At 61.3% G+C, this 25,567-nt stretch carries 23 protein-coding genes; 11 read left to right on the top strand and 12 right to left on the bottom strand.

Annotated elements, in window-relative coordinates:
- Nucleotides 1–10: 10 nt before the first annotated feature.
- Genes EEQ99_RS22850 through EEQ99_RS22840 form a run of 3 tightly spaced genes read right to left on the bottom strand, consistent with a single transcriptional unit; the run spans nt 11 to nt 6,457 of the window.
- Entirely contained in the window at nt 11–1,399 is a 1,389-nt protein-coding gene (locus EEQ99_RS22850) for an MFS transporter (RefSeq protein WP_052213387.1), read from the bottom strand.
- 24 nt (nt 1,400–1,423) lie between these two features.
- Nucleotides 1,424–6,199 carry an NAD-glutamate dehydrogenase gene (locus tag EEQ99_RS22845; protein WP_127431147.1) on the bottom strand — a complete coding sequence of 1,592 codons (4,776 nt, stop codon included), beginning with the start codon at nt 6,197–6,199 and terminating at the stop codon, nt 1,424–1,426.
- A 12-nt stretch (nt 6,200–6,211) separates the two neighbouring features.
- Nucleotides 6,212–6,457 (bottom strand): hypothetical protein, encoded by a 246-nt coding sequence (locus tag EEQ99_RS22840; protein WP_174824488.1) that lies wholly within the window; start codon nt 6,455–6,457, stop codon nt 6,212–6,214.
- 18 nt (nt 6,458–6,475) lie between these two features.
- Here EEQ99_RS22840 and pdxY point away from each other — a divergent pair, with 18 nt between their 5' ends.
- The 3 genes from pdxY (at nt 6,476) to EEQ99_RS22825 (ending at nt 9,780) form a co-directional block, all read left to right on the top strand.
- Nucleotides 6,476–7,351, top strand: coding sequence for a pyridoxal kinase PdxY (pdxY, locus tag EEQ99_RS22835; protein WP_127431146.1), 876 nt, complete (start codon nt 6,476–6,478; stop codon nt 7,349–7,351).
- Between the two features lie 71 nt (nt 7,352–7,422).
- The gene (locus EEQ99_RS22830; RefSeq protein ID WP_047615856.1) at nt 7,423–8,064 is read left to right on the top strand and encodes a carbonic anhydrase; all 642 of its coding nucleotides are present in this window, start codon (nt 7,423–7,425) and stop codon (nt 8,062–8,064) included.
- 96 nt (nt 8,065–8,160) lie between these two features.
- On the top strand, nt 8,161–9,780 hold the full coding sequence (locus EEQ99_RS22825) for a GGDEF domain-containing protein (RefSeq protein WP_127431145.1): 1,620 nt from the start codon (nt 8,161–8,163) through the stop codon (nt 9,778–9,780).
- Nucleotides 9,781–9,897: 117 nt separating this feature from the next.
- On the opposite strand, the gene EEQ99_RS22820 is transcribed toward EEQ99_RS22825, so the two are convergent.
- From EEQ99_RS22820 to EEQ99_RS35495, 3 genes are all read right to left on the bottom strand, one after another.
- Nucleotides 9,898–10,719 (bottom strand): lytic murein transglycosylase, encoded by an 822-nt coding sequence (locus EEQ99_RS22820; RefSeq protein ID WP_047616076.1) that lies wholly within the window; start codon nt 10,717–10,719, stop codon nt 9,898–9,900.
- 273 nt (nt 10,720–10,992) lie between these two features.
- Entirely contained in the window at nt 10,993–12,027 is a 1,035-nt protein-coding gene (locus tag EEQ99_RS22815; RefSeq protein WP_047615853.1) for an aspartate-semialdehyde dehydrogenase, read from the bottom strand.
- 111 nt (nt 12,028–12,138) lie between these two features.
- The gene (locus EEQ99_RS35495) at nt 12,139–12,351 is read right to left on the bottom strand and encodes a hypothetical protein (protein ID WP_127431144.1); all 213 of its coding nucleotides are present in this window, start codon (nt 12,349–12,351) and stop codon (nt 12,139–12,141) included.
- Nucleotides 12,352–12,438: 87 nt separating this feature from the next.
- On the opposite strand from EEQ99_RS35495, the gene EEQ99_RS22805 reads away from it, so the two are divergent.
- The 5 genes from EEQ99_RS22805 (at nt 12,439) to EEQ99_RS22785 (ending at nt 18,956) form a co-directional block, all read left to right on the top strand.
- A complete protein-coding gene (locus EEQ99_RS22805) occupies nt 12,439–14,193 on the top strand; it encodes an alkaline phosphatase (RefSeq protein WP_127431143.1) in 1,755 nt (584 codons plus the stop codon).
- A gap of 198 nt (nt 14,194–14,391) precedes the next feature.
- Nucleotides 14,392–14,859 carry a hypothetical protein gene (locus EEQ99_RS22800; RefSeq protein WP_127431142.1) on the top strand — a complete coding sequence of 156 codons (468 nt, stop codon included), beginning with the start codon at nt 14,392–14,394 and terminating at the stop codon, nt 14,857–14,859.
- Nucleotides 14,860–14,865: 6 nt separating this feature from the next.
- A complete protein-coding gene (locus tag EEQ99_RS22795) occupies nt 14,866–15,558 on the top strand; it encodes an ABC transporter ATP-binding protein (protein ID WP_127431141.1) in 693 nt (230 codons plus the stop codon).
- Entirely contained in the window at nt 15,555–16,871 is a 1,317-nt protein-coding gene (locus EEQ99_RS22790; protein WP_127431140.1) for an ABC transporter permease, read from the top strand. The genes EEQ99_RS22795 and EEQ99_RS22790 overlap by 4 nt, the downstream gene beginning before the upstream one ends.
- A 198-nt stretch (nt 16,872–17,069) precedes the next feature.
- Nucleotides 17,070–18,956, top strand: coding sequence for an MFS transporter (locus tag EEQ99_RS22785; RefSeq protein WP_047615844.1), 1,887 nt, complete (start codon nt 17,070–17,072; stop codon nt 18,954–18,956).
- A gap of 43 nt (nt 18,957–18,999) precedes the next feature.
- Here EEQ99_RS22785 and lpxE read toward each other — a convergent pair whose 3' ends face one another.
- Complete coding sequence (gene lpxE, locus EEQ99_RS22780) at nt 19,000–19,752, bottom strand: lipid A 1-phosphatase LpxE (RefSeq protein WP_174824487.1); 753 nt, start codon at nt 19,750–19,752, stop codon at nt 19,000–19,002.
- A 277-nt stretch (nt 19,753–20,029) separates the two neighbouring features.
- Entirely contained in the window at nt 20,030–21,142 is a 1,113-nt protein-coding gene (leuB, locus tag EEQ99_RS22775; protein WP_047615840.1) for a 3-isopropylmalate dehydrogenase, read from the bottom strand.
- Between the two features lie 172 nt (nt 21,143–21,314).
- Between leuB and EEQ99_RS22770 the strand changes: the two genes are divergently transcribed.
- Complete coding sequence (locus EEQ99_RS22770) at nt 21,315–22,247, top strand: pyridoxal-phosphate dependent enzyme (RefSeq protein WP_127431138.1); 933 nt, start codon at nt 21,315–21,317, stop codon at nt 22,245–22,247.
- A gap of 73 nt (nt 22,248–22,320) precedes the next feature.
- Here EEQ99_RS22770 and leuD read toward each other — a convergent pair whose 3' ends face one another.
- The 3 genes from leuD to EEQ99_RS22755 form a co-directional block, all read right to left on the bottom strand.
- Nucleotides 22,321–22,929 (bottom strand): 3-isopropylmalate dehydratase small subunit, encoded by a 609-nt coding sequence (gene leuD, locus EEQ99_RS22765; RefSeq protein ID WP_047615835.1) that lies wholly within the window; start codon nt 22,927–22,929, stop codon nt 22,321–22,323.
- 134 nt (nt 22,930–23,063) lie between these two features.
- The gene (locus tag EEQ99_RS22760; protein WP_063473864.1) at nt 23,064–23,483 is read right to left on the bottom strand and encodes a VOC family protein; all 420 of its coding nucleotides are present in this window, start codon (nt 23,481–23,483) and stop codon (nt 23,064–23,066) included.
- Nucleotides 23,484–23,609: 126 nt separating this feature from the next.
- Nucleotides 23,610–23,843, bottom strand: a complete 234-nt coding sequence (locus EEQ99_RS22755; protein WP_047615832.1) for a hypothetical protein — start codon at nt 23,841–23,843, stop codon at nt 23,610–23,612.
- 138 nt (nt 23,844–23,981) lie between these two features.
- Between EEQ99_RS22755 and EEQ99_RS22750 the strand changes: the two genes are divergently transcribed.
- Together EEQ99_RS22750 and EEQ99_RS22745 are read left to right on the top strand one after the other, a co-directional pair.
- Nucleotides 23,982–24,896 carry an HpcH/HpaI aldolase/citrate lyase family protein gene (locus EEQ99_RS22750; RefSeq protein WP_127431137.1) on the top strand — a complete coding sequence of 305 codons (915 nt, stop codon included), beginning with the start codon at nt 23,982–23,984 and terminating at the stop codon, nt 24,894–24,896.
- Nucleotides 24,896–25,102 carry a DUF1737 domain-containing protein gene (locus EEQ99_RS22745; RefSeq protein WP_063473862.1) on the top strand — a complete coding sequence of 69 codons (207 nt, stop codon included), beginning with the start codon at nt 24,896–24,898 and terminating at the stop codon, nt 25,100–25,102. The genes EEQ99_RS22750 and EEQ99_RS22745 overlap by 1 nt, the downstream gene beginning before the upstream one ends.
- 22 nt (nt 25,103–25,124) lie before the next feature.
- On the opposite strand, the gene EEQ99_RS22740 is transcribed toward EEQ99_RS22745, so the two are convergent.
- Nucleotides 25,125–25,562 carry a metallopeptidase family protein gene (locus EEQ99_RS22740; RefSeq protein ID WP_028759144.1) on the bottom strand — a complete coding sequence of 146 codons (438 nt, stop codon included), beginning with the start codon at nt 25,560–25,562 and terminating at the stop codon, nt 25,125–25,127.
- Nucleotides 25,563–25,567: the final 5 nt, after the last annotated feature.

The raw sequence follows: 25,567 nt of genomic DNA, 5'->3' as shown, positions 1-25,567 counted from the left end.
GGGCCCGTTCCTATGCCCGATCGGCCGGATAGGGCGTGCGGATCAAGAGCACCAGTCCGCCGGCGAGAAACAGGATCAGCGTTGCCATTCCGAGCCGCGGTGATCCGCTGATATAGGTCACCAGCGAGAAGAGCAGCGTCGCCATGAAACTCGTGGCGCGCCCCGAAAGCGCATAAATGCCGAAATAGCGGCCGGCCTCCTCGGGGCTGACGCTGCGGGCGAGATAGGAGCGCGACGAGGCCTGCACCGGCCCGAAGGCGAGCCCGATCAGCAGACCATAGAGGATATAAGCCTTTTCCGCCGCGGTCCCGAAGAGGCCACCGGAATCGGCCATCGGCAGCGGCATCAGTCCGAACAGCGTGTAACCCGGTCCTGTCGAGATGATGCCGATGGTGGCGAGAAGCAGCATGGTCAGGCTGATGACGACGGTCACCTTCGAACCGACGCCCTTGTCGATGCGGCCGGCGATCAGGCAGCCGAAGATCGCGACGACATTCAGGATGATGCCGTAGATGCCGATCTCGATTGTCGCCCAGCCGAACATGCCGGCCGCAAAGATTCCACCGAGGATCAGCAGGCCGTTTACGCCGTCCTGATAGATCATCCGGGCAACGAGGAATGTCAGGATGCCGCGGCGCTCCTTAAGTTCGGCTAGCGTGTTTCTGAGCTCCCGCAAGCCGGAGCGGACGGCGGTGCCGAAGGGAAGACCCTTGCCGACATCGGGTGTGAACAAGAACATCGGCAGGATGAAGATCAGGTACCAGACGGCCGAGATCGGCCCGGTGATGCGTGCATCCTGGCCGGTCTTGGGATCGAGACCGAATAACGGATCGAGGCCGAGGATGGTCTTGCCGCTCTCGGGGCTTGCCGCCAAAAGCGTCACGACGGCAATGAGCACGATCATGCCGCCGAGATAACCGAGCCCCCAGGCGGTGTTGGAGAGTTTTCCGACCTCGTGCCTGGCGACCAGGCGCGGCATCATCGAATCGTTGAAGACGATCGAAAACTCCGCCGAGATCGAGGCGAGGATCATGAAAATGACGGGATAGAGGACTGGTGAACCCGGGGCGGCAAACCACAGGCAGGAAAGGCTGGCGATCTTGATGACGGCGAAGAAGCCGATCCAGGGTTTGCGTGCGCCGGACTGGTCGGCGATCGAGCCGAGAACGGGTGAGAGCAGGGCGATGATCACCGAGGAGATCGTCGCCATGTTGCTCCACGTCGTCTGCGCGGAAACCGGGTCATCGGTCAGGCGGGAAACGAAATAGGGCCCGAAGATAAAGGTTGTGACCACGGTAAAGAAGGGCTGCGCTGCCCAATCGAAGAACATCCACCCCCATATGCCCTTCTCCGTGGCCTTCGGCGGTTGCGTTCCTGTCCAGTCAATGCGATTCAACATCCGCTCCTTTTTTCGCGGACTGTCTCACCTCGCCCGGTCGCGCGCAAGATCGGTCAGGATACCTGCGGCAACGGTAATACGCGCAAGGTTGGGATCGCCGCCGTCGCTGAGGCTCGAAAGCTCTTCGAGGATACGGTTGATGCGGATGCGATCCTGCGCATGCCAGGCCTGAACCGGAAGCTTTTCCTTGCCGTGATCGGAAAGAGCCGAGATGACGATGTCGCGTCTGGCGCTGGCGATCTGGTCGATGCTGCGGGCAAGCGCCAGATTCTCGTAATGGTCGGAGGTGAGGATCCGTCCTCCGGCCGCCAGCAGCCTAGCGATACGGAAGGTCTGCGACACCGCGAAGTAGTTTTCAGCGGCGCGCACCAGGGGCTCGCCGGTGCGTTCGGCAATCTGCATGATCTCCGGCACCAGCGCGAAGCTTTGGAGGTTGGCAATCTCGGCCGCGAGTTTTTCGGGCACGCCTGCGTGGCCGTACTCTGCCTGGCGGGCGGCGGTATCGCCGGCCGCCTGTTCGGCGAAGGCAGGCCTCAGCTTCTTCAGGGCCGCCTGCAGCCGGCTAATCACCTCCGCCATATCGGCCTTGGTCATGCCGGTCTTCAAGAGCAGGCGCGTCAACACGATAAAGCTATGGCTGATTTCCTCGTAGATGCGGTTCTGCATCTCACCTGATATCTTGCCGTCGAGAGCGTCCGTTTCGGACCAGAGCCGGGTCAGGTCGAACCCGTCGCGGGCAACGATCGCGGCGCGCACCACTTCCGGCGCCGAGGCCGCCGTCGCGTCCATCATGGCGACGGTGAAGCTCGGCCCGCCGCGGTTGATCGCTTCATTGGCAAGCACCGTCGCGACGATTTCGCGCTTCAGGCGATGGCTGGCGATATCGCCGGCATTCGTCTTCTGCATCTTGACGGGGAAATAATTCGAAAGCGTCGCGGTGAAATAGGGATCATCCGGCAGATCGCTTGCGGCCAGCGCATCGAAGAGCACGATCTTGGCATAAGACAGCAGCACGCCGATTTCCGGCCGCGTCAGCGGCTTGCCGGCAGCATAGCGTTCGGCGAGGGTCTGGTCGTCCGGCAGCGTCTCGACCTTGCGATTCAGCTGCTTGGCGCCTTCGAGAACCGTCATGAAGCGCGCAAGTTCCAGGCCATTTGCCGTGCCCTTGCGTTCTGTCAGCGAGATCGCCAGCGACTGCAGGTAATTGTTGCGCAGCACCAGGGCCGCCACTTCGCCGGTCATCGAGGAAAGAAGCTGGTCGCGTTTTGCCCGCGTCAGGCGTCCGTCATGCATGGCGGCGGCCAGCGCGATCTTGATGTTGACCTCAACGTCCGAGGTGTTGACGCCGGCCGAGTTGTCGATGGCGTCGGAATTGCAGCGTCCACCCTTCAGACCATAGGCGATGCGGCCCTTCTGGGTAACGCCGAGGTTTGCGCCCTCGCCGATCACCTTGGCGCGCACCTCAACCGCGGTGATGCGGATTGGGTCGTTGGCGCGGTCGCCGACTTCGGTGTCGGTTTCGGAAGGCGCTTTCACATAGGTGCCGATGCCGCCGAACCAGAGCAGGTCGACCTCACTCTTCAGGATCGCCGTGATGATTTCGAAGGGCGTGGCCACGGCCTTGTCGATGCCGATTGCAGCAACCGCTTCCGGCGTCAGCGTGACCGATTTCGCCGAGCGAGAAATGATCATTGCCCCCTTCGAGAGCTTGCTCTTGTCGAAATCCTGCCAACTCGAACGCGGCAGGTCGAAGAGCCGCTGACGTTCGGCCAGCGCCTTTTCCATGTCGGGATCGGGATCGATGATGATGTCGCGATGATCGAAGGCGGCAATGAGCCGGATCTTTGGAGACAGCAGCATGCCGTTGCCGAAGACGTCGCCCGACATGTCGCCGACGCCGGCGACGGTAAAGGGTGTCGTCTGGATATCGATGTCCATTTCGCGGAAATGGCGTTTTACGGTTTCCCAGGCGCCGCGGGCGGTGATGCCCATCTTCTTGTGGTCATAACCGGCCGAGCCGCCGGAGGCGAAGGCGTCGTCCAGCCAGAAGCCGGCTTCCTGCGCCAGTGCATTGGCGGTGTCGGAGAAGGTCGCGGTGCCCTTGTCGGCGGCGACGACGAAATAGGGGTCGTCACCGTCGAGCCTGACCGTATCCTTCGGCGGCACGATATCGGCGCCCGATATGTTGTCGGTGATCGAAAGCAGCGTGCGGATATAGGTCTTGTAAGCCTCGCGGCCGGTATTGAAGATCTCGTCGCGGGTGCCGCCGACCGGGAGCTTTTTCGGATAGAAGCCGCCCTTGGCGCCGACCGGCACGATGACCGCGTTCTTCACCTGCTGCGCCTTGACGAGGCCGAGCACTTCGGTGCGGTAATCCTCGGCGCGATCCGACCAGCGCAGGCCGCCGCGCGCCACCTTGCCGAAGCGCAGGTGCACACCTTCGACTTCGACGCCGTAGACGAACATCTCGCGGAAGGGTTTCGGTTCCGGCAGCCCGTCGACCAGGTGCGGATCGAGCTTGAAGGCCAGCATCGGTTTCGGCGAGCCGTCAGGGTTCTTCTGGAAATAATTGGTGCGCAACGTCGCATCGACGATATTGACGTAGCGGCGCAGGATACGGTCGTCGTCAAGGCTCGGCACGTCGGCGAGCTCTGCCTCGATCGCCTGGTGCAGCTCGGCAAGTTTCTTCACGCGGACCTTTTCCGAAAGCCGGGTGTCGAGCGTGTCATGGAAGAGACGAAAGATGGCGGCGGCGACGACAGGATATTTGTCGAGCGTCGTTGCGATATAGTCCTGCGAATAGGCGATGCCGGCCTGGCGGAGATAACGGGCATAGGCGCGCAGCACGTTGGTCTCGCGCGCCGAAAGCCCGGCCGAAATGATCAGCCGGTTGAAGCTGTCATTGTCGATCGTGCCGGCGAAGGCGGCTACGAAGGCTTCCTCGAGGGCGGCGCCGTAACGCGCCAGATCGATTTCGCCGCCATTGCGGGTTTCGAGCTCCATGTCGTGCAGCACGACGAGTTTCGTTTCTGCATCGGCGGCCGGCACTCCGATGTCGAAGGTACGTTCGCTGACGACATTGAAGCCGAGGTTCTCGAGAAGCGGCACGCGGCGCGACAGCGCCAGCTGGCCGCCGGCGTGGAAGATCTTCAAGGAAAGGGTGCGGCCCTGCTCTTCCTGGCGATGGTAGAACTGGATGCGAAGCGGCTCGCCTGCGGCGCAGGCGCCGATATCGGCAAGGTCGGCCACGGTTTCCTCCGGGGTGAAGGAATCCTGGAAGGCCTGGTCGACCGATATCTTCGGCGCCTTTGCCCCGGCCAGTGCCTCGAAACGGTCGTCCCAGCGGGCGGTGATCTCACGGATCATCTGCTCGAGCTTTGCCTGCGGAATGCGTGGCGTCTTGCCGCCGGAGCGGCCGATGATGAAATGTACGCGCGCCACGCCGCCTTCCGGGAAAGCCGGGTAATAGGCAGAGACACGGCCGTCATAGACGGTCTTCAGATAGGTGCCGATCCGCTCACGAACGATCGAGTCATATTCCTCGCGCGGGACGTAGACGATCACCGAGACGAAGCGATCGAAATGGTCGATGCGCGGCAGGACGCGCACGCGCGGCCGATCGGCCAGGTCGTTGATTTGTTCGGCAAAACTTGCAAGCAGCGTCGTGTCGATCTGGAAGAGATCGTCGCGCGGATAGGATTCCAGCGTATTGTCGAGCATCCGGCCGGAATGGCTCATCGGGTCGAAGCCGAAATGCTCCTTCACCTTCTCGACCTTCGAACGCAGCAGCGGGATTTCCGAGGCCAGCGACGTATAGGCCGTCGAGGTGAAAAGGCCGACGATACGCAGTTCGCCGGTGACCTTGCCTTGCGCGTCGAAGCGCTTGACGCCGACATAATCCATATAGGCCCGGCGATGGACGATCGATTTCACATTCGCCTTGGTGACGATCAGGAAGTCGGGGCCGTCGAGGAAGGCAAGAATCTCAGGCGTGGTCGTCACTGCGTCCTTGCCGGTGCGCAACACGAGAACATCGGGGTTGGAGAGGATGCCGAGGCCTGCGCCCTTGTCGCGTTCGACCCTGGCATCGCTCCCCTTACCGGAATAGACATATTCACGCATGCCGAGGAAAGTGAAATTCTCATCGCGCAGCCAGGTCAGGAAGGCGACGGCTTCGTCGCGATCGGCCTTCTTGCGGCCGGTGCCATTGGCCGAAAGCTCGGCGATCACGCCGTCGACTTTGGAAAGCATCGGCTTCCAGTCGGACACCGACAGGCGCACCTGTTCGAGCACGGTTTCGATGCGTTTGACGAGATCGGCGGCCTGGGTGAAATTGAGCGGCGCAATATGAAGCTGGATATGGCTGACGCGATTGGTCGGGTCGCTCGGATGATCGGCGGAATAGAGCGCAGGCGCCTTGCCCTTTTCCATGACCAGGATGGGATGCACGGCCATGAACAGGTCGCGATAGCTGCTTGTCACTTCACCCATGACCGATTCAAACAGAAAAGGCATGTTCCGGTCGGTGACGGAAAGCACCGAGACGGCGATGCCATCCGGCGTCACGTCGGCAATGGTGTCGATGCTGACGCGCGGCGCCTTGCCGCTCCAGGCGGCGAGTTCCTTTGCCGAGTGTACCGCAGAGAGTGCCAGCATTTCAGGCGTATAGAGTTCGAGATCATCATTGCTTGCCCGGCCGAAGAGAATTTCCGGATCGAGATGCGCCTCGCCCGTCGCCTTGGCGATCTTGCGCGCGCTTTCGATCTGCTTTTCCCGTTTCGGATTGTTTCTGGCAGCCATGGATCGCCTCCCTCAATGGTCTGATTTTCTGCAAGCTAGCAGAAGATTCTTCGAAAAAATCTCTAAAAGAGAGGTTCGAAGGATTGTTTTGGCGCTTTTTTGGCGCTCGAAACGAGAAAATCCAAGAAATTTTCCGCTTTCGTGGCGAAATGAAAGAGAAAGTTCCGTCTTCAGGATTTTCGTTCCGCCGCACATTTCCACGCCCGCATGAACAATGGTTGACAGCGTGGCGTCAAAAAGATCATCAAACGCGGTCATCATTCGGATCTGGATATCATGTCGGAAAATGCAGCGGGTGCAGTCATCGTCATCTCCAGCCATGTGGTGCGTGGCTCGGTCGGAAACCGGGCAGCCGTCTTTGCGCTGGAGACGCTTGGCCACCCGGTCTGGGCCCTGCCGACCGTCGTGCTGCCCTGGCATCCCGGCCATGGCCGCTCGACGAGGCTGACTTTTGCGGAAACGGATTTCGACGCGGCGATCGACGATCTCATCCGCGCGCCCTGGATCGGCGAAGTCAAGGCGGTGCTTTCCGGCTATTTCGGCAACGCCGCTCAGGTCCGCTCCGTCGCCCGGCTGGTCGATGCGCTCCGGCAAAACAATCCCGAGCTCATCTATGTCTGCGATCCCGTCATGGGCGATCTCGGCGGCCTTTATGTGCCGGAAGCAACCGCGGAGGCCATTCGCGACCACCTTATTCCGCTCGCCTCGCTGGCGACGCCGAACCGCTATGAGCTCGCATGGCTTTCAGGGGCAGCGCTCGAAGACAATGGCGCGATCATGGAGGCGGCGCTCGCGCTCGGACCATCGCGCATGCTTGTCACTTCGGCCGTGCCGATGATGGCGGGCGGCACCGGCAATCTCTATCTTTCCGGCCGTCACGCGCTTCTTGCCGAGCACCGCGTCGTCGACAATCCGCCGAATGGTCTGGGCGACCTGCTTGCCGCCGTCTTCCTGTCGCGCCTGCTTTCCGGGCTCGAGGACGAGAAGGCGCTGCAGCTTGCCACCGCCAGCGTCTTCGAGGTCCTCGCGCGTGCCGTCAAGCGCGGCAGCAACGAACTGATGCTGGCGAGCGATGCGTCCAGTCTTTCGACGCCGATGGCCATGGTGCAGATGCGCCGACTCGTGCACCCGGTGCAGCGGCGGAAAAAATGACGCATCGGCCAATGCGCTCATTTTGCGGTGCAGCAGTTGATCTTGTCTTCCGCGCGCGCTAATCCAGAAGCATGCAGCGTTTTCCAACACCTCTTCTGGACGGCTATCGCAACTTTATGAACGGGCGTTATGCCGACGCCCGCGACAGGTATCGGCAGCTGGCCGAAAATGGCCAGAGTCCGCATACGCTGGTCGTTGCCTGTTCGGATTCGCGGGCGGCGCCGGAACTGATCTTCGATGCCGGCCCGGGCGAGCTCTTCGTCATCCGCAACGTCGCCAACATGGTGCCGCCCTACGAGCCGGATGGCCATTTCCATTCGACGTCGGCCGCTCTCGAATTTGCCGTGCAGGTGCTGAAGGTCACGGATATCGTCGTCATGGGCCATGGCCGTTGCGGCGGCATCCGGGCTGCGCTCGATCCGAACGCCGAGCCATTGTCGCCGGGTGACTTCATCGGTCGCTGGATGTCGCTGGTCAAACCCGCCGCCGAGCAGATCCAGAGCAACGACGTGATGACGGCCGCCGAACGGCAGACGGCGCTGGAGCGCGTCTCCATTCGCAATTCGATCAGCAATCTCAGAAGCTTTCCCGACATCAAGGCGCTCGAGGAAGCTGGGAAACTTCATCTCCACGGCGCCTGGTTCGACATTTCGACCGGTGAACTCTGGGTCATGGACGCCGAGACACGCGACTTCATTCGTCCCGAAATCTAAGGACGCGCCGGTTTATCAGTTTTTTAAGGATTGTTGTTAAGCTCACCGTCAATTGGTCGCTCACGACCGACGTTTTGATCACCGTGGCGATTGGCGATGAAGTTCGAAACCATCAAACGGGTTATCCTGGCCGCCATTCTGCTGCCCTTCGTCTTCATGCTGATTGAAGGCGTCGTCGTCATACGCTCTTCAATCAAACAATACAGGGATCTCGAAAAGGACCGGCAGTTCGCCGATGTGCTTGCCCGCGGCGGATCCATCGCCGCCACGGAGATCCTGAGTGAAATTGCCGCCACCCGCCTCTACCTCGCATACCCCGGCAGCACGACTGCCGCCGAAATGCAACGAAGCCGGGTGACGCTCGATCGCGAGCGCCGCGCTTTCTATGCCAGCCTGCCCTCCCGCGATACGCTCGACGACGGCCTCGTCGGCGAATTGTCGGTTCTCAGCCTTGCATACAGCCGCATCATTGCCGCGCGCAGCGCCGTCGACCAGGGCCGTTATGCCGGCAGCGATCCCGGTTCCATCTACTGGTATGCGGCTCTCAAGCAGCTTGCCGTCGTCGATGCGCTTTCACCACTGATCAGCGATCCGATGCTGCTTGAGAAATCCAACCAGCTGATGGGCATCCTGCTGACGTATTACGGCGAAAGGCTGATTACCGGCGTCAGCACCCGCTATCTCGATCGCGGCGTTTCCGCCAGATTTCCGGTGGAGCAGTTCGTACAGGGCAAGACCATGCTCGGTGAGGGCATGGACCACATGGTCTTTCATTCCGCGGCACCGATCGTGCGCGAGATCGTCGCGTATCTCGCCCGCAGCAGTCAGGTGAAGGCGAATGCGATCACCGACGCCATCCTTGCCGGATCGCGGCCGACGCGGGCCGTGCGCGATGTCTGGGCCGCCGCGCAGAGCGAACGCATGACCTTTCTGCAGCAGAAGATGGTCGAGGCCGCAAAAGATATTCACGAGACCGGCGAAAGCCTTTCGAGACGCGCGCACATACATCTGACGCGGATCCTGGCGCTGTGTGCCGGTCTGCTCATTCTCGCCACGTTGGTGATGGTGCTGGCGGCAAGGGGCCTGCGCCTGATCGACCGGCTGACGCGGGATCGCGAGACGCTGGTGGGCGAGTTGCGCAATGCCGCCCAGACAGACCTTCTGACCGGCCTGTACAACAGGCGCGGCTTCGAGGTCGCCGCATCGGCGCTTCTCACACAAGCCGAGCACGGGTCGCGCTGGATCTCCGTCGTGCTCTTCGACCTCGATCATTTCAAGAGGACCAACGATGTTCACGGCCATGACGCCGGCGATGCCGTGCTCCGGCAGGTCGCGGGCGTTGCGCGCGAGAATTTCCGTTCCTTCGATCTGCTGGTGCGCCATGGCGGCGAGGAGTTCCTGGCGCTTCTGCCGGATTCGACGCCCGACGATGCCGTAATCGTTGCCGAGCGTGTGCGGCTGGCGATCGAGGCGGCAGAAATCCCCTTGCCGAGCGGCGAAATTCTCAAGGTAACGGCGAGTTTCGGATGCGCCGGCCGGGCAAATGAAGTCTCCAACAGGAACTTCGAGGATCTGGTCAAACGCGCCGACCTGGCGCTCTACGCCGCCAAGGCCTCCGGCCGCAACTGCGTGGTTTCGGGACCGATCGTGCAGGCTTCGGCCCCGGAGGAGCGACGCAAGACGGCGTCCGGCGGCGGTTTTGATTCCCGCAAATGAAAAACGCCGCATATCGCAGCGGCGTTTCCGGCTATCGGTGTCGATAAAGACTTAAAGTCCTTTTGTTTTATGCATGTCGTTGTCCCGGAACCGCTGCACGCTTCCGGGCGACATGCATTATCTGCCGTCGATCTGCTGGCCGATATAGGCGATCGCCTGCTGGTAGACGGTGGCGGCGTTCCAACCCTGGATGGCAACGAAATTCGGCTCTCCGGGCTGATAGCCGGCGCCGGGGCGCCAACCGTGACCCTTGAGGAAATTCGCCGTCGAGGCCAGCGCATCGGCGCGGGAACCGACCATGTCGACGCGGCCGTCGCCGTCGCCATCGGCACCGAAGCGCACGACATTGCGCGGCAGGAACTGCGTCTGGCCGATTTCACCATGGGCAGCACCCTTGGCCTGCGGGCTCAGATAACCTTCGGAAACGAGCTGGAGCGCGGCATAGAGCTGGTCAGTGAAATATTCCGAACGGCGGCAGTCATAGGCAAGGGTCGAAACAGCCGACAGCGTATGCTGGTTGCCCATATAGCTGCCAAAACCGGTTTCCATGCCCCAGATTGCGATCAGTGGGCCAGCCGGAACGCCGAAACGGCGCTCGATCGAAGCAAAAAGCGCCTGGTTGGCAGTCTTCATGCTGCGGCCGCGGGAGATGATGGCGGCACCGCCGCGCTTCTGCATGAAAGCGTCAAAGGACAGTTTGAAGCTCTTCTGGCCACGGTCGGCGGCAATCGTCGGTTTGTTGTAATTGACGTTGGCGAAGGCGCGGTCGAGGACCGAGCGGTTGACGCCGTTTGCCGCTGCTTCCTGCTTGAAGTCGGCGACCCATGCATTGAAACCGCTGCTATTGTTGCCACATTGGGCGCCCTGGGCCGCTGCCGGCAGCGCGTGAAGAACGCCGGCTGCCGTAAACGCTGCCAGAAGGAATGTTGTCATGCGCATGAGAAACCCCGCTCCAGTCTGCTGAAGCGCGCCGCGGCCGATCGGAACCATGCGACGCGCCCTAAATCTTCGGTCTGTGCATGCCGTTTTCCCAAAACCACTCAACGGTTTCGGGCGGCACGCCTTGGCTTGACGCCGGGAAGAATGCCAGCCGAAAGCGATCTTGTCACGATCACCTTTTAGTAAGCGCTTATGAATAGAGGCGCTTACGGCCCGGCAAAAAGCCCCGCCTTCATCGGCAGGGCTTTAACCTATTATGGTTTACAAATGGTATCAGGCGGCCTGCTTGCGCGGCTTGACAAGACCGCGATTGACGAGCAGCTCGGCGATCTGGATGGCGTTCAACGCCGCGCCCTTGCGCAGATTGTCGGAGACCACCCAGATGTTGAGGCCATTTTCGACCGTCGCATCCTCACGGATGCGTGAGATGTAGGTCGCATCTTCGCCGGCGGATTCATATGGCGTGATGTAGCCGCCGTTCTCGCGCTTGTCGATAACGAGGCAGCCCGGTGCATCGCGCAGGATGTCGCGAGCCTGGTCGGCCGTGATCTCGTTTTCGAATTCGATATTGACCGATTCCGAATGGCCGATGAAAACCGGCACGCGCACTGCCGTGCAGGTCACCTTGATCTTCGGATCGAGCATCTTCTTCGTCTCGGCCAGCACCTTCCACTCTTCCTTGGTATAGCCGTCCTCCATGAAGACGTCGATGTGCGGAATGACGTTGAAGGCGATGCGCTTGGTGAACTTCTTGTTCTCGATCGGATCGGCGACGAAGACGGCGCGCGTCTGGTTGAAGAGTTCGTCCATGCCGTCCTTGCCGGCGCCGGAGACCGACTGATAGGTCGAGATGACGACGCGCTTGATCTTGGCGAAGTCATGCAGCGGCTTCAGCGCCACCACCAGCTGGGCGGTCGAGCAATTCGGATTGGCGATGATGTTGCGCTTGGTGAACTGGCTGATGGCATCCGGGTTCACTTCCGGCACGATCAGCGGCACGTCGGCGTCGTAACGCCAAGCCGACGAATTGTCGATGACGATGCAGCCCTGCTGGCCGATCTTCGGCGAGAACTTCTTGGAGACCTCGCCGCCGGCCGACATCAGGCAGATGTCGGTATCGGAGAAATCGTAATTCTCCAGATTGGAGACCTTCAGCGTCCGGTCACCGTAGGAAACCTCGGTGCCCTGCGAACGCGAGGAGGCGAGTGCCACAACCTCATCGGCGGGGAAGCCGCGCTCGGAGAGGATGTTGAGCATCTCCCGGCCGACATTTCCGGTCGCTCCCGCAACTGCTACTTTGAAACCCATTTCTCAAGCTCTCTTTCTCTTCTCTCCTCTTGTTCGGTGAGGGGAAAGGCGCGACGGATCGCGTCTTCCTGTCCCCAGCCGAGCCGGGGAGAGAGCGGCAGGCCAGAGACGTCAGACGGTTTTCGTCGTCGTTTTGGCCTTGGTTTTGGCGGAAACCGGAACGGCAATGTCCACCCCGGCAACTCGTGCCCGGTCATTGCATTCGGCAATGGCGTGTTCGTCGCGAACCATGGAGATTCCTTTTCCGCTGTTGCTCTTAGAAGGTTTTCCACAGGAGTCAAGGTTTTTGCACTCAGAGCCGGCAGGCAAAAGCGGCGGCCGCAGCGCTGCGACGTTTTGTCATGCCGCTGTCATCCTTGGGAGGTATCCCGGCCCGGTCATCAATGTCTGCAACGAAAACGGGGGTTTTCCATGCGTACGCTTCTTGCCGCCTTTGCGGCCACCACCATCCTTGCGGGCGCCGCTCAGGCGACAACGGTCTATCCGCTCGATCGCGCGACGATCCTCGTCGGTTCGCCATTCGATTTCAAGGTCGAGCTCAACAAGCAGGTCAAGCCCGAAGACGTGAAGATCACCGTCAACGGCCAGGATTACAAGACGGTGCTCGGGGGCGAAGCGCAGTTCGTCGAGTTGGAAGAAGGCAAGGATGACAAGGCTCTCGGCTCCGCTCTCCTGCTGCGCGGCCTGAAGATTTCCGCGCCGGGCGACTACAAGGTCGAAGTTGCTGCCGGAGACGAGACGAAGTCCGTCACCTGGAACGTTTACGAAACCGTAGCCCAGCCGAAGGCCAAGAACATCATCTTCCTGCTGGGCGACGGGCTTTCCGTTGCGCATCGCACCGCTGCCCGCATCATGTCCAAGGGCATGACTGAAGGGAAGGCGAATGGCCGCTTGAACATGGACGATCTCGAGCGCATGGCCTTCATCGGCACGTCGGCGACCAACGCCGTCGATACGGACTCGGCCAATACAATGTCGGCCTACATGACGGGCCACAAGACGGCCGTCAACGCGATCGGCGTCTACGCGGACCGTACGCCGGCCTCACTCGATGACCCGCGTGTCGAAACCTTCGCAGAAGCCGTCCGCCGCCTGACCAAGAAGTCGATCGGCATCGTTGCAACGGCCGAGGTCGAGGACGCTACGCCGGCTGCGGTCGTTGCCCATACCCGCAACCGCAACGACAAGGCCGATGTGGTCGGCATGCTGCTCGACGTCAAGCCCGAAATCCTGCTTGGTGGCGGCTCGGCCTATTTCCTCGGCAAGGAGGTCGCCGGTTCCAAGCGGAAGGACAACCAGGACTACATCAAGCTGTTTCAGGATGCCGGCTACAAGCTTGCGACCGACAAGAACGAGCTCGCAGCCAATGCATCGGCGGAAGGCAATCTGCTCGGTCTCTTCCACACCGGCAATATGGACGTGACGCTCGATCGCGAGTTCCTGAAGAAGGGCACCGTCGACAAGTTCCCGAACCAGCCGGGTCTCGTCGCCATGACCAAGGTTGCGCTCGACCGCCTCTCCAAGAATCCTGATGGTTTCTTCCTGATGGTCGAAGGTTCCTCGATCGACAAGATGTCCCATCCGCTCGATTGGGACCGCGCCGTCGTGGAAACCATCGAATTCGACCAGGCCATCGGCGTTGCCCGCGAATTCCAGAAGGCCCATCCGGACACTCTGATCGTCGTCACCGGCGACCATACGCATGGTGTATCGATCATCGGCACCGTCGATGATGACAAGCCCGGCACGGAAATGCGCGAAAAGGTCGGGATCTATGCCGAGGCCGGCTTCCCGAACTACAAGGATGAAAACGGCGACGGCTATCCCGACAGGATCGACGTCAGCCGCCGGCTGTTCCTGAGTGCCAATAACGGCCCCGATCACTACGAGACCTTCCGTCCGAAGCTCGACGGTCCGTTCGTTCCGGCTGTCCAGAACGAAAAGAAGGAATATGTCGCCAACGAGCAGTATAAGGATGTTCCGGGCGCCGTCTTCGTCCAGGGCAATATTCCGAAGAGCGGCGACTCCGGCGTGCACGCCGCTGACGACGTCGTCTTGCAGTCGGCCGGTCCGGGCGCTGAAGGTTTCCATGGCTACATGGAACAGAGCGACGTCTATCGCGTGCTCGCCGACACCTTCGCGCTCGGCGCCAAGCAGACGAATTGATCTGAAGCCCGTTCAGCAAGGTCGCTTGCCGGCCTTGCCTCTTTCATCGATCATGGTCCCGGCCGATTGCAGCGCCGCGCGTCTTTCAGACGCGCAAAAGGACGCTGTAACACTTTGAAGCTAGCATCGTGCTTTCCGAAAATCGTTCCGATTTTCGGGCCGATGCTAACGGCCGGGACTTCATTCTTGGAGATCGCCATGGAGAAACTCCGTTCGCGGCATCTCAGCCGCCGCGGCCTGATCGGGGCCATCGGTACGCTGGCTTTCGCGGCTGTGGTTCGCCCGGGTTTTGCTGCGGATTCCTCGATCAGCTTCGCTGAGCTCTACGGCAAGTTCGGCGTGCTCGGCCTCGAATTCTCCGACAAGGTGAAGCGCCTTGCCGGCAAAGATGTCAGCATGAAAGGTTTCATGGCGCCGCCCTTGAAAGCCGAAGCCCAGTTCTTCGTGCTCACCGAAGTGCCGATGTCGCTCTGCCCCTTCTGCTCCTCGGATACGGACTGGCCGGACAATATCGTCGTCGTCTATCTCTTGGAGAAACAAACCTTCGTGCAGCCCCGCCAGACGATCGAAGTGCGCGGCATGCTGGAATATGGTTCGTGGACGGATCCGGACACCGGCTTCGTCAGCCTGCTGCGTATCCGCCAGGCGGAATATTCCGCCGTCTGAACCGATATGCTCGCTCTCAATATCGAAAACCTTTCCGTTGTCTTCCCTGGCCTGTCCTCGCCGGCGCTGGCGATCGGCGACCTGTCGATCGCTGCCGGCAGCAGGGTCGCCATTACAGGGGCGTCCGGCTCCGGCAAGAGCACCTTCGTCAATATCGTTGCCGGGCTGGAGCGGACACGGCAAGGCCGCATCCGCTGGAACGGCGAGGATATCGCGGGTTTTTCAGAAAGCCGGCGCGACCGGTTCCGTGCCGCCAATATCGGCCTGGTGATGCAGGAGTTTCATCTCTTTCCCGGCCTGTCGGCGCTGGAAAACGTGCTTCTGCCGGCGCGGCTTGCCGGCGCCGCCACAGCTGATGTCATCGAGCGGGCGCATGCGCTTTTGGCCACGGTTGGTCTTTCACGCCCCGGCCAGAAGATCGAAACCATGTCGCGCGGCGAGATGCAGCGGGTGGCGATCGGCCGGGCGCTGCTGCGCAAGCCCGGCGTCATCATCGCCGACGAACCGACCGCAAGCCTCGATGCCGAAAGCGGCGAGGCTGTCGGCGATCTCATTCTCGATCTTGCGATTGCCGAAGGCAGTACGCTGATCGTCGTTTCACACGATCAGCGCCTGGCCAGCCGCCTCGACCGTTGCATCACCTTCGGCTCCGGCCGGATCAGCGAAGATTCCACGGCAACGGCGGGAGAGGCTGCATGATCCGCTTCATTCTTTCCGATCTTCGTCGCCTCTGGGCGGGGTCGCTGGTGGTGGTGTTTTTGGTGGCGCTTGCGACCGCGCTTGGCGTTTCCGTCGTGCTGCAGGAACGGGCGCTTCGCCTCGGCAGCGCGCGCGCCGCCGACAAGTTCGATCTCGTCATCGGCGCAGGTGGCAGCGAGACGCAGCTGGTGCTGTCTTCCGTCTTCCTGCAGGCCTCGCCTTTGCCGCTCATGCCGGGCGAGATGCTGGGCAAGCTTGCCGCGGATCGGCGTGTCGACTGGGCCGCTCCGATCGGCTTCGGGGATTCCTTCTCCGGCTATCCGATCGTCGGCACGACGACCATGCTGGCGCAAAACCTGTCCGGCGGCTTCATCGAGGGCAAGATTTTTGCGCGCGAGGGCGAGGCGCTGATCGGCTCCGCCGTCAGACTGTCGCTCGGCGGCGAGATCAAGCCGATGCACGGTTTGCCGGAAGAGGGCGGCGAGACCCACACCGAACTCGTCTATCATATCGCCGGCCGCCTGCGGCCGACCGGTACCGCCTGGGACCGGGCTATTCTCGTTCCGATCCAGGCCGTCTGGCATATCCATGGCCTGGAGGCGGAGGAACATGCGGAGGAAGGGGCCGAGAGCGAGCACGAGCATGAAGCGGCGTCCGGCACGGGGATGGCCGAACATGGCCATGAGCATGAGGAAGCCGGCGAGCATCACGATGGACATGAGCATCACGGCAAGCTTGACCCGGATGCCGCACTCGACGAGAGCTGGACTGCCGACGCTCCCGGCCTTCCCGCCATTCTCGTCAAGCCGAAGACGATCGCCGATGCCTACAAGCTGCGGCAGGAATATCGCAGCGGCAATACCGTCGCCGTTTTTCCCGGCGAGGTGTTGACCAATCTCTACGCCACGCTCGGCGACGCCAAGCAGATCCTCGTCGCGGTCGCCTCCGGAGCGCAAGCTCTCGTCGCGGCCTCGCTGGTGCTGGTCACTGTCATCCATATCGGCCAGCGCCGCCGCCAGATCGGCGCGCTGAGGGCCTTCGGCGCGCCGCGAGGGGCGATTTTCGGCATTGTCTGGCTGGAATTCTTCTTCCTGGTGGCAGTCGGCATCGGGCTCGGATTCGCCCTCGGTTATGCTGCGGCCCTCCTCTTGTCCGGCATGTTCTCCGAGACGAGCGGGATCACCATGCCGGTCGTCTTCGCCCGTGAAGATGCCGGGCTTGCGGCGGTTCTGCTTGCCTTTGCCACAGTCCTCGCCGCTTTGCCGGCAGTGCTTGCCTATCGCCTATCGCCGGCGCAGGCGCTGAGAGCGTAACGGATCCAACCTCCGGCGGCGGAGGGCTGGATCTGCATGACACTGCCCGGCATCGTTAGACTAAAGTCATAATCCCAAAGCATCTCTCTTTTTGATCTGCCGTTTCTGGCACACTCCCGTCAGGCGTGTCGCGGCCAGGGGTCTGCTTTGAGGAGAGTAGGTCGCGCGCGTTGCTCATCACTCTGTGGAGGACAGACAATGGCAAATGTCGCAAGCATCGACGGCGCGAAGGCCGGTCCGATGACCGGCGAGGAGAAGAAGGTCATCTTCGCCTCTTCGCTCGGCACCGTTTTCGAATGGTATGATTTCTATCTCTACGGTTCGCTCGCCACCTATATCGGCGCGACCTATTTCACCCAGTATCCCGAGGCCACGCGCAACATCTTCACGCTGCTCGCCTTTGCCGCCGGCTTCCTGGTGCGCCCCTTCGGCGCGCTGGTGTTCGGCCGTCTCGGCGATCTCGTCGGCCGCAAGTATACCTTCCTGATGACGATCATGATCATGGGTCTGTCAACCTTCCTCGTCGGCATCCTGCCGGGTGCGGCCACCATCGGCATCGCAGCCCCGATCATCCTGATCGCGTTGCGTCTGCTGCAGGGCTTGGCGCTCGGCGGTGAATATGGCGGTGCGGCAACCTATGTCGCCGAACATGCGCCGAACGGGCGCCGCGGCTATTTCACCTCATGGATCCAGACGACGGCGACGCTCGGCCTGTTCCTGTCGCTGATCGTCATCGTCCTGGTTCAATATCTGATGGGTGCGGCTGAGTTCGCCGCCTGGGGCTGGCGCATTCCGTTCCTGGTGTCGGTCGTCCTGCTCGGCATCTCCGTCTGGATCCGCCTGAAGATGAACGAATCGCCGGCGTTCCAGCGCATGAAGGCGGAAGGCAAGGGCTCCAAGGCGCCGCTGACCGAAGCCTTCGGGACATGGAAAAATGCCAAGATCGCGATCATCGCGCTTCTCGGCGCCACGATGGGCCAGGCGGTCGTCTGGTACGGCGGCCAATTCTATGCGCTGTTCTTCCTGCAGAACGTGCTGAAGGTGGACCTGTTCTCGGCCAATGTCATGGTCGCGATCGCACTTCTCCTCGGCACGCCGTTCTTCGTCATCTTCGGCGGCCTCTCCGACAAGATCGGCCGCAAGCCGATCATCATGGCAGGCCTTCTCATCGCGGCGGTGACGTATAATCCGCTGTTCAAGGCGATGACCTGGACGGCCAATCCGGCGCTTGCCGAAGCGCAGGCTTCGATCCGGGCAACGGTCACGGCTGATCCGGCGGATTGCCGGTTCCAGTTCAACCCGACCGGCACGGCGAAGTTCACCAGTTCCTGCGACGTGGCGACGGCATTCCTGACCAGAAATTCGGTGCCTTATGATGTCGTGCCGGGTCCAGCCGGACAGCCGGCAACGGTGAAGGTCGGCAACGCGACGATCCCGAGCTTTGACGTCGTCGCTGCCGGCGACAAGGCCAAGGGCATGACCGCCGCCTTCGAAAAGGGCGTCAACATCGCGCTTCACGATGCCGGCTATCCGCTGAACCGCGGCGCCGCCAAGGTGGCGGATGCCAAGCTCGATGCCTTCATCGCCGCCAATCCGGAACTGTCGCTCAATGCCGATGCCGTGCGCGCCGGTACGAAGGAAACCGTGCCGGCCGCCAAGCTGGTCGAGACCAAGCTGCTGACGGCGGATGAAGCCAATGGCGTCACCGACATGGCGGTCTACAACATCGCCAATGGCGGCACTTTCGCCATGGCCGCCGATCCCGCCCGCGTCAACTGGATCGGCACGATCGCCATCCTGTTCATCCTCGTCCTCTATGTGACGATGGTCTACGGGCCGATCGCCGCACTTCTGGTCGAGCTCTTCCCGACCCGCATCCGCTACACCGGCATGTCGCTGCCCTATCACATCGGCAACGGCTGGTTCGGCGGCCTGCTGCCGGCGACGGCCTTCGCGATGAGCGCTGCCGCAGGCGATATCTATTACGGTCTCTGGTACCCGATCGTCTTTGCGACGATCACGCTGGTGATCGGCCTGATCTTCCTGCCAGAAACGAAGAACAGGGATATCCACGCAATGGATTGAGCGGTTGGCTGAGCCGCGTTCCGCTTGAGAAAAGGCCCGGCGCTCACAAGGCGCCGGGTTTTTTCGTGTCAGGGAACAGGCACTTGGCGATCGGCCAGCCATCCGGCGCCAGTGTGAAGAGCAGACCACAGCGGGCGAAGACGATCGCCGTCAGCAGCGAGAACCAGGCGCCGAAGGCAAGGCCGGCGATGACATCGCTCGGATAATGGGCGCCGACCATGACACGCGTCATGCCGAGCCAGATGGCGCAGGCGATAAAGGCGACGCGGTAGCGCGGAAACAGCAGCGCGAATGCGGCGAAGAAAGCGCCGACCGTGGTGGAATGGCCGGATGGAAAACTTTCGAAAGCGGCATGGCCTGAAAAGGGCGTGAAGGAAAACATGCCGTAATCGTGGAAATGATCGGGACGTGCCCTGCCGATCGCGCGTTTCAGCAGATTGGCGAGAAGCCCCGAGAAGACGACCGTGATGAACAGATAGGCGCCGATCCAGCTGACATAGAGCGCCTGCGCCTTGGAGCGCGCCGTCTTGACAAGCTTGTAACCCGCCCGCCCCTGAAAGAACAACAGGATGCTGGTGCAGATCAGCCAGGCGGAATCGCCGAAACCGGTCAGCATCTGGCCGAGCTGCTTCACCGGTGCAGGAACTTCGCTGGCGCCGATCGGCGCATCGAAGAGCAGCATGGAGAGGATGACGGCATTGAGCGTGATGAAGAGGCATGCCTGCCAGCGCAAAGGCGGCATGCCGGCGCTGCTCCGGCGCCAGCGCCTGTCCAGGGAAGCCCAAAATGCCCGCATGCCGTCGTCCATTCGAATTTTGTCCTGGAGCGCCGCCATATCCTACAGGACGCGCTAAGGACGCTTTATCACTTGAATTGGCGCATAATGCTTTCCGAATATCGATTCCGATTTCGAGGTCATGCGCTCGTTAAAATCCGGCGCAAAAATACACGAGATTGTGGCCGAGAATAGTCCGGTTGGGATAATTCGACCAAGCCGATGCGGCTCGCGCTCCAGAGAGAAAAAGCCCTCCGCATGCATCATGCGAAGGGCCGGAACTGTTTCACGTGAAATATCAGGCGGAAAGCGTCTTGAACTCGGCCAGGATCGCATCGCCCATCTCGACGGTGCCGACCTGCCTTGCGCCATCGGCCATGATGTCACCGGTGCGGATGCCCTTGTCGAGCACGTTGGCGATCGCCTTTTCCAGGTCGTCGGCTTCCTTCACCAGGTTGAAGGAGTAACGCAAGCACATGGCGAAGGAGGCGATCATGGCGATCGGATTGGCGATGCCCTTGCCGGCGATGTCGGGAGCCGAGCCGTGCACCGGCTCGTAGAGCGCCTTGCGCTTGCCGGTCTTGCCGTCAGGCGCGCCGAGCGAGGCCGACGGCAGCATGCCGAGCGAACCGGTCAGCATGGCAGCGACGTCGGAGAGCATGTCGCCAAAGAGGTTGTCGGTGACAATGACGTCGAACTGTTTGGGCTGGCGCACCAGCTGCATGCCGCCGGCATCGGCCAGCATGTGTTCGAGCTGAACGTCGGAATATTTCGCCTTGTGCGTCTCGGTCACCACCTGGTTCCAGAGCACGCCCGACTTCATGACGTTGCGCTTTTCCATGGAGCAGACGCGGTTTTGCCGGGTGCGGGCCATTTCGAAGGCGACGCCGGCGATGCGCTCGATCTCGTAGGTATCGTAGACCTGTGTGTCGATGCCGCGCTTCTGACCGTTGCCGAGGTCGATGATCTCCTTCGGCTCGCCGAAATAGACGCCACCCGTCAGCTCGCGGATGATCAGAATATCAAGGCCTTCGACCAGCTCCGGCTTCAGCGACGAGGCTGACGCGAGGGCCGGATAGCAGATGGCGGGACGCAGGTTTGCGAAGAGCTGCAGATCCTTGCGCAGGCGCAGCAGGCCGGCTTCCGGACGCACTTCGTAAGGCACGCTATCCCATTTCGGGCCACCGACGGCGCCGAAGAGAACGGCATCGGCGGCAAGTGCCTTCTGCATGTCGGCTTCCGAGATCGCCGCGCCATGCGCATCATAGGCAGAGCCGCCGACAAGGCCTTCGTCGATGACGAAACCGGCGTTCATCGCCTCGTTCATATAGGCGATGATCTTGCGGACCTCGCCCATGGCCTCGGGACCGATGCCGTCACCCGGCAGCAGGAAAAGATTGCGCGCTGTCATGAAACCCTCCTGGGAAAAACAAGTTGCGGCTTCTTAGACCCCGGAAATGGGCATTTCAAGCGAGAGAAGAGGTGAATCGGTACGCTTCGCTCTTCGCCGCGATGGTTGCTCCCGTGCCTGCAAACGGATTAGAAACGGCGGGCCTACCCTTTTCTTTCCCTGGATGTTGCCCATGCCTTTCGCACCTCTCCATCTCGACACGCCCTTGGTTCAGACAGCATCCGGTTATAGCGCCAGCGGCAAACGGCTCTGGCTGAAGCTTGATGCGCTGCAGCCTTCCGGCAGCTTCAAGCTGCGCGGCGTCGGCAGGCTTTGCCAGCACGAGGTGGAAAATGGGGCGCGCGAGATCTTCTGTGCTTCCGGCGGCAATGCCGGGATTGCCGCGGCTTATGCCGGCCGGGCGCTCGGCATACCGGTCACGATCGTCGTGCCGGAGACGACGACGGCCGATGTGCGGCAGACGATTACCGCGACGGGCGCCAATGTCCTCGTCCATGGTTCGGTCTTCGACGAAGCCAATGCCCATGCCGTCGAACTCGCCCGGAGCCGCAAGGCGACCTATGTGCACCCCTTCGACCATCCGCTGCTGTGGGATGGCCATGCCACGCTGATCGACGAAGTGGTGGCGAAGGGTGCAAAATTCGATTGCGTCGTCACCAGCGTCGGTGGTGGCGGGCTGCTTGCCGGCATTGTCGCGGGGTTGCAGCGAAACGGGCTATCCGATGTGCCCGTCATCGCCGTCGAAACGGAAGGGGCGGCCTCGCTGAACGCCAGCCTCAAGGCGAATGAGCGTATCATCCTTCCCGCCATTACCTCGATTGCCACTTCGCTCGGGGCGCGGCAGGTGGCGCAGCATGTCTTCGACCTGCCGAAGCAGCATCCGATCGAAAGTATCGTCGTCAGCGACGCCGATGCCGTTGCCGCCTGCCTGAAATTCGCCGATGCGCAGCGCATTCTGGTCGAGCCGGCTTGCGGTGCCGCCCTTGCCGTTGCCGATGTGCATGCCGGGCTGCTTCAGCGCTTCGACAATCCGCTGATCGAAGTCTGCGGCGGCATCGGCGTATCGCTCGAAAAGCTCAGAGCTTGGAAAGAGAAGTTTCTCTGATCTGCGGCAATTCGGTACTGTAAAGAAAAAGCCGGGCGAAAGCCCGGCTTGATCGGCAATTATTGGATTGTGCTCAGGCCGCCCAAGGGTGCGAAGCGGCGTTCTTCTTTTCGAAACTGTCGATCGCCTTGCCCTTTTCGAGCGTCAGGCCGATATCGTCGAGGCCGTTCAGCAGGCAGTGGCGCTTGAACTCGTCGAGATCGAACTTGATCGAACCGCCATCGGGGCCGGTGATCTCGAGGCTCTCGAGGTCGACGGTCAGGATGGCGTTGGAGCCGCGCGAGGCGTCGTCCATCAGCTTGTCGAGATCGTCCTGGCTGACCTTGATCGGCAGAATGCCGTTCTTGAAGCAGTTGTTGTAGAAAATGTCGGCGAAGCTGGTCGAGATCACGCAGCGGATGCCGAAATCGAGAAGCGCCCAGGGCGCGTGCTCGCGCGAGGAGCCGCAGCCGAAATTGTCGCCGGCAACGAGGATCTTGGCATCGCGATAGGCCGGCTTGTTGAGCACGAAATCCGGGTTTTCCGAGCCGTCCTCATTGTAGCGGGCTTCGGCGAAGAGGCCGGTGCCGAGGCCGGTGCGCTTGATCGTCTTCAGATAATCCTTCGGAATGATCATGTCGGTGTCGATGTTGACGACCGGCAGCGGCGCTGCAACGCCCGTGAGCTTCACGAATTTATCCATGATCCATGCTCCATTTCAGCAAATCTACTTTCTGAATTTGCATCTAGTCCAGTTTTTCGTCGAAATGAAGGAGAATCTTTCACAGATGGCGGCCACGCGACGTTTCGCGCGGCCTGCCGATTGCGCCGGTCCCCTTATTTGGACGGTGCGTTCAACCCCCAGAGGACGCCGAACGGATCACGAAGCTGGCCGTAGCGGTCGCCCCAGAACATCAGTTCGACCGGCATGACGACTTCGGCGCCGGCCGCAACCGCGCGATCCCACCAGAAATCGATATCGTCGATAACCAGCTGGATGGCGAAGCCTTCGTGGCCTTTGAAGGGATGGCCGTATTCGGGATAGGCATCCGACAGCATGAGGGAGCTGCCGTTGATGTAGAGATGCACATGCATCGTTCTGCCGTTTTCGTCGACCGGCACGCGATAGGCCTCTTCGGCGCCGAAAGCCTTCGTGTAGAATTCCGCAGCTTTCACCGCGCCATTGACCGTCAGATAGGGCAGCAGGCCATTCTTGACCGGCGGCATCTTGGTCGGGTTGCTCTCTGTCGCATCCATGCTTGTCCTCCATTCGTTTTTAGCGCCGGCTGAATGCCTGGCTGCTTCAAGGACGCAGCATGGAAGCGTGATCCGACAGTGTCGGCCGAAATTTTTCAGCGAACGAAATCTTCAGTGAAAAGGTGATCAGAGATCGATGATCGTGCCGCGGCCGTCGTTCCACACCCGCATCTCCGGCTTACCGTTGTTTGCCTTGGCACGGATCGGAGCGGGCTTCATCTTCATCGACAGCGCGCGCCCGACCATGAGTACGGTCAGGATGCCGCCGACAGCAAGCGTCACCGAAAAGGTGAGAAGCAGCATGGCCACGAAAACGGTGGCGCCGGCAAGCATGAGGAAGATGGAGCGAATGTTCTGCATGGTTAGAGACCTTTCTTCGGAAAGGAATGTGGTCCTTCTCTTTCCTCTCTGCAAGGCAAGCATGGCTTTTTGTTGTTCTGCTGGATGTTCTGGGGCAGGTTGCTTGCTTCGGCTGTCAAAGCTTGGCACTAATTCGCCATGAGCCGAAACCCCGTGACCCCTCGCCTGCGCCGTTCGGTGCTGAGCGTGCCTGCCATCAACCCCCGCGCCCTCGAAAAGACCCATGCGGTCGATTGCGATGCAGTGATCTTCGATCTCGAGGATTCGGTGGCGCCGGAAAAGAAGGCGGAAGCGCGGGAAAACCTGAGGCGCTTTTTTTCGGATCGGCCGCTCCAAGGCAAGGAGCGGATCATCCGTATCAACAGCCTGTCGTCCAATTTCGGCCTGGCCGATCTGAAGCTGGTGACGGCGCTTGGTCCCGATGCCGTTCTGCTGCCGAAGGTCGACGAGCCGCAGGATGTCACTGATATCAGCGACCTTCTCTCCGAGGCGGATGCGCCCGAAGATCTGCGCATCTGGGCGATGATCGAGACGCCGCGCGGCATCCTGAATGCGGCTGATATCGCCGAGGCCGGGCGCACGCCGGGCTCGCGGCTCGATTGTCTCGTCGTCGGGCTCAACGACCTGCGCAAGGAAACCGACGTGCTGCCGCAGCCGGGACGGAGCTATCTCGTGCCGTGGCTGATGCAGGTCGTCCTTGCGGTCAGCGCCTACGGGCTCGATGCGATCGACAGCGTCTTCAACGATTTCAGGGACGAGCAGGGTTTCGATGCCGAATGTCAGCAGGGCCGGGCCATGGGCTTTACCGGCAAGATGCTGATCCATCCCGCGCAGATCGAGCCCGCCAATCGCCATTTCGGCCCGGATTCGGCCGCGATTGCGGAAGCGGAGGCGATCATATCAGCCTTTGCCGATCCCGCTTCCGAGGGGCTGAACGTCATCAATGCAGGCGGTCGGATGATCGAGCGGCTGCATCTTGTCCAGGCGGAAAGTCTGGTTCATAAAGCCCGCCTGATCGCAGCCCGCCAGGCTGCAGCACGAAAGACGATGTGATGAAACTCTACCGCTTCCTGACCGGTCCCGACGATGCTTCCTTCTGCCACAAGGTTACCGCCGCCCTCAACAAGGGCTGGTCGCTGGAGGGCTCGCCGACCTATGCCTTCAATGCCGCAACCGGCGCGATGCAGTGCGGCCAGGCCGTCGTCAAACATGTCGAAAGCAAGGATTACGATCCTGAGATGAAGCTCTCCGAGCAGTAGCGCGTTCTGCCGAACGCGCGGTTTAGCGCTCGGCGGCTTCCTCGGCGCTGGCCTCGATCCGCTCCATGTCATCGTCGCTCAGCCCGAAATGATGGCCGATCTCGTGGATCAGGACATGGGTGATGATATCGCCGAGCGTCTCATCGTTCTCAGCCCAGTAATCGAGGATGGGGCGGCGGTAGAGGCGGATGCGGTTCGGCATCTCGCCGGTTTCCACCGTGAAACGTTCGGAAATGCCCCTGCCCTCGAAAAGGCCGAGCAGGTCGAAAGGGGTTTCCAGCGCCATGTCCTCGAAAACGTCGTCATCGGGGAAATCCTCGATCTCGATCGTGAGGTTGGTCGTCAGCTGGCGGAATTCATCCGGCAGATGGCTGTAGGCCTCCATTGCCAGCGACTCGAAGGTGCTGATCGTCGGCGCATGGCGGTCCCGCCAATCATCGCTCTGGTCTCTGCGGGCCATGAATA

The sequence above is a fragment of the Rhizobium anhuiense genome (assembly GCF_003985145.1).
Lineage (GTDB): Bacteria > Pseudomonadota > Alphaproteobacteria > Rhizobiales > Rhizobiaceae > Rhizobium > Rhizobium anhuiense.
This window is presented reverse-complemented; position numbering and strand designations above follow the sequence as displayed.

Coding starts and splice junctions, on each gene's coding strand:
- EEQ99_RS22850 (WP_052213387.1), bottom strand. CDS start 1,399: ATGTTGAATCGCATTGACTGGACAGGAACGCAACCGCCGAAGGCCACG.
- EEQ99_RS22845 (WP_127431147.1), bottom strand. CDS start 6,199: ATGGCTGCCAGAAACAATCCGAAACGGGAAAAGCAGATCGAAAGCGCG.
- EEQ99_RS22840 (WP_174824488.1), bottom strand. CDS start 6,457: ATGACCGCGTTTGATGATCTTTTTGACGCCACGCTGTCAACCATTGTT.
- pdxY (WP_127431146.1), top strand. CDS start 6,476: ATGTCGGAAAATGCAGCGGGTGCAGTCATCGTCATCTCCAGCCATGTG.
- EEQ99_RS22830 (WP_047615856.1), top strand. CDS start 7,423: ATGCAGCGTTTTCCAACACCTCTTCTGGACGGCTATCGCAACTTTATG.
- EEQ99_RS22825 (WP_127431145.1), top strand. CDS start 8,161: ATGAAGTTCGAAACCATCAAACGGGTTATCCTGGCCGCCATTCTGCTG.
- EEQ99_RS22820 (WP_047616076.1), bottom strand. CDS start 10,719: ATGCGCATGACAACATTCCTTCTGGCAGCGTTTACGGCAGCCGGCGTT.
- EEQ99_RS22815 (WP_047615853.1), bottom strand. CDS start 12,027: ATGGGTTTCAAAGTAGCAGTTGCGGGAGCGACCGGAAATGTCGGCCGG.
- EEQ99_RS22805 (WP_127431143.1), top strand. CDS start 12,439: ATGCGTACGCTTCTTGCCGCCTTTGCGGCCACCACCATCCTTGCGGGC.
- EEQ99_RS22800 (WP_127431142.1), top strand. CDS start 14,392: ATGGAGAAACTCCGTTCGCGGCATCTCAGCCGCCGCGGCCTGATCGGG.
- EEQ99_RS22795 (WP_127431141.1), top strand. CDS start 14,866: ATGCTCGCTCTCAATATCGAAAACCTTTCCGTTGTCTTCCCTGGCCTG.
- EEQ99_RS22790 (WP_127431140.1), top strand. CDS start 15,555: ATGATCCGCTTCATTCTTTCCGATCTTCGTCGCCTCTGGGCGGGGTCG.
- EEQ99_RS22785 (WP_047615844.1), top strand. CDS start 17,070: ATGGCAAATGTCGCAAGCATCGACGGCGCGAAGGCCGGTCCGATGACC.
- lpxE (WP_174824487.1), bottom strand. CDS start 19,752: ATGCGGGCATTTTGGGCTTCCCTGGACAGGCGCTGGCGCCGGAGCAGC.
- leuB (WP_047615840.1), bottom strand. CDS start 21,142: ATGACAGCGCGCAATCTTTTCCTGCTGCCGGGTGACGGCATCGGTCCC.
- EEQ99_RS22770 (WP_127431138.1), top strand. CDS start 21,315: ATGCCTTTCGCACCTCTCCATCTCGACACGCCCTTGGTTCAGACAGCA.
- leuD (WP_047615835.1), bottom strand. CDS start 22,929: ATGGATAAATTCGTGAAGCTCACGGGCGTTGCAGCGCCGCTGCCGGTC.
- EEQ99_RS22760 (WP_063473864.1), bottom strand. CDS start 23,483: ATGGATGCGACAGAGAGCAACCCGACCAAGATGCCGCCGGTCAAGAAT.
- EEQ99_RS22755 (WP_047615832.1), bottom strand. CDS start 23,843: ATGCAGAACATTCGCTCCATCTTCCTCATGCTTGCCGGCGCCACCGTT.
- EEQ99_RS22750 (WP_127431137.1), top strand. CDS start 23,982: ATGAGCCGAAACCCCGTGACCCCTCGCCTGCGCCGTTCGGTGCTGAGC.
- EEQ99_RS22745 (WP_063473862.1), top strand. CDS start 24,896: ATGAAACTCTACCGCTTCCTGACCGGTCCCGACGATGCTTCCTTCTGC.
- EEQ99_RS22740 (WP_028759144.1), bottom strand. CDS start 25,562: ATGGCCCGCAGAGACCAGAGCGATGATTGGCGGGACCGCCATGCGCCG.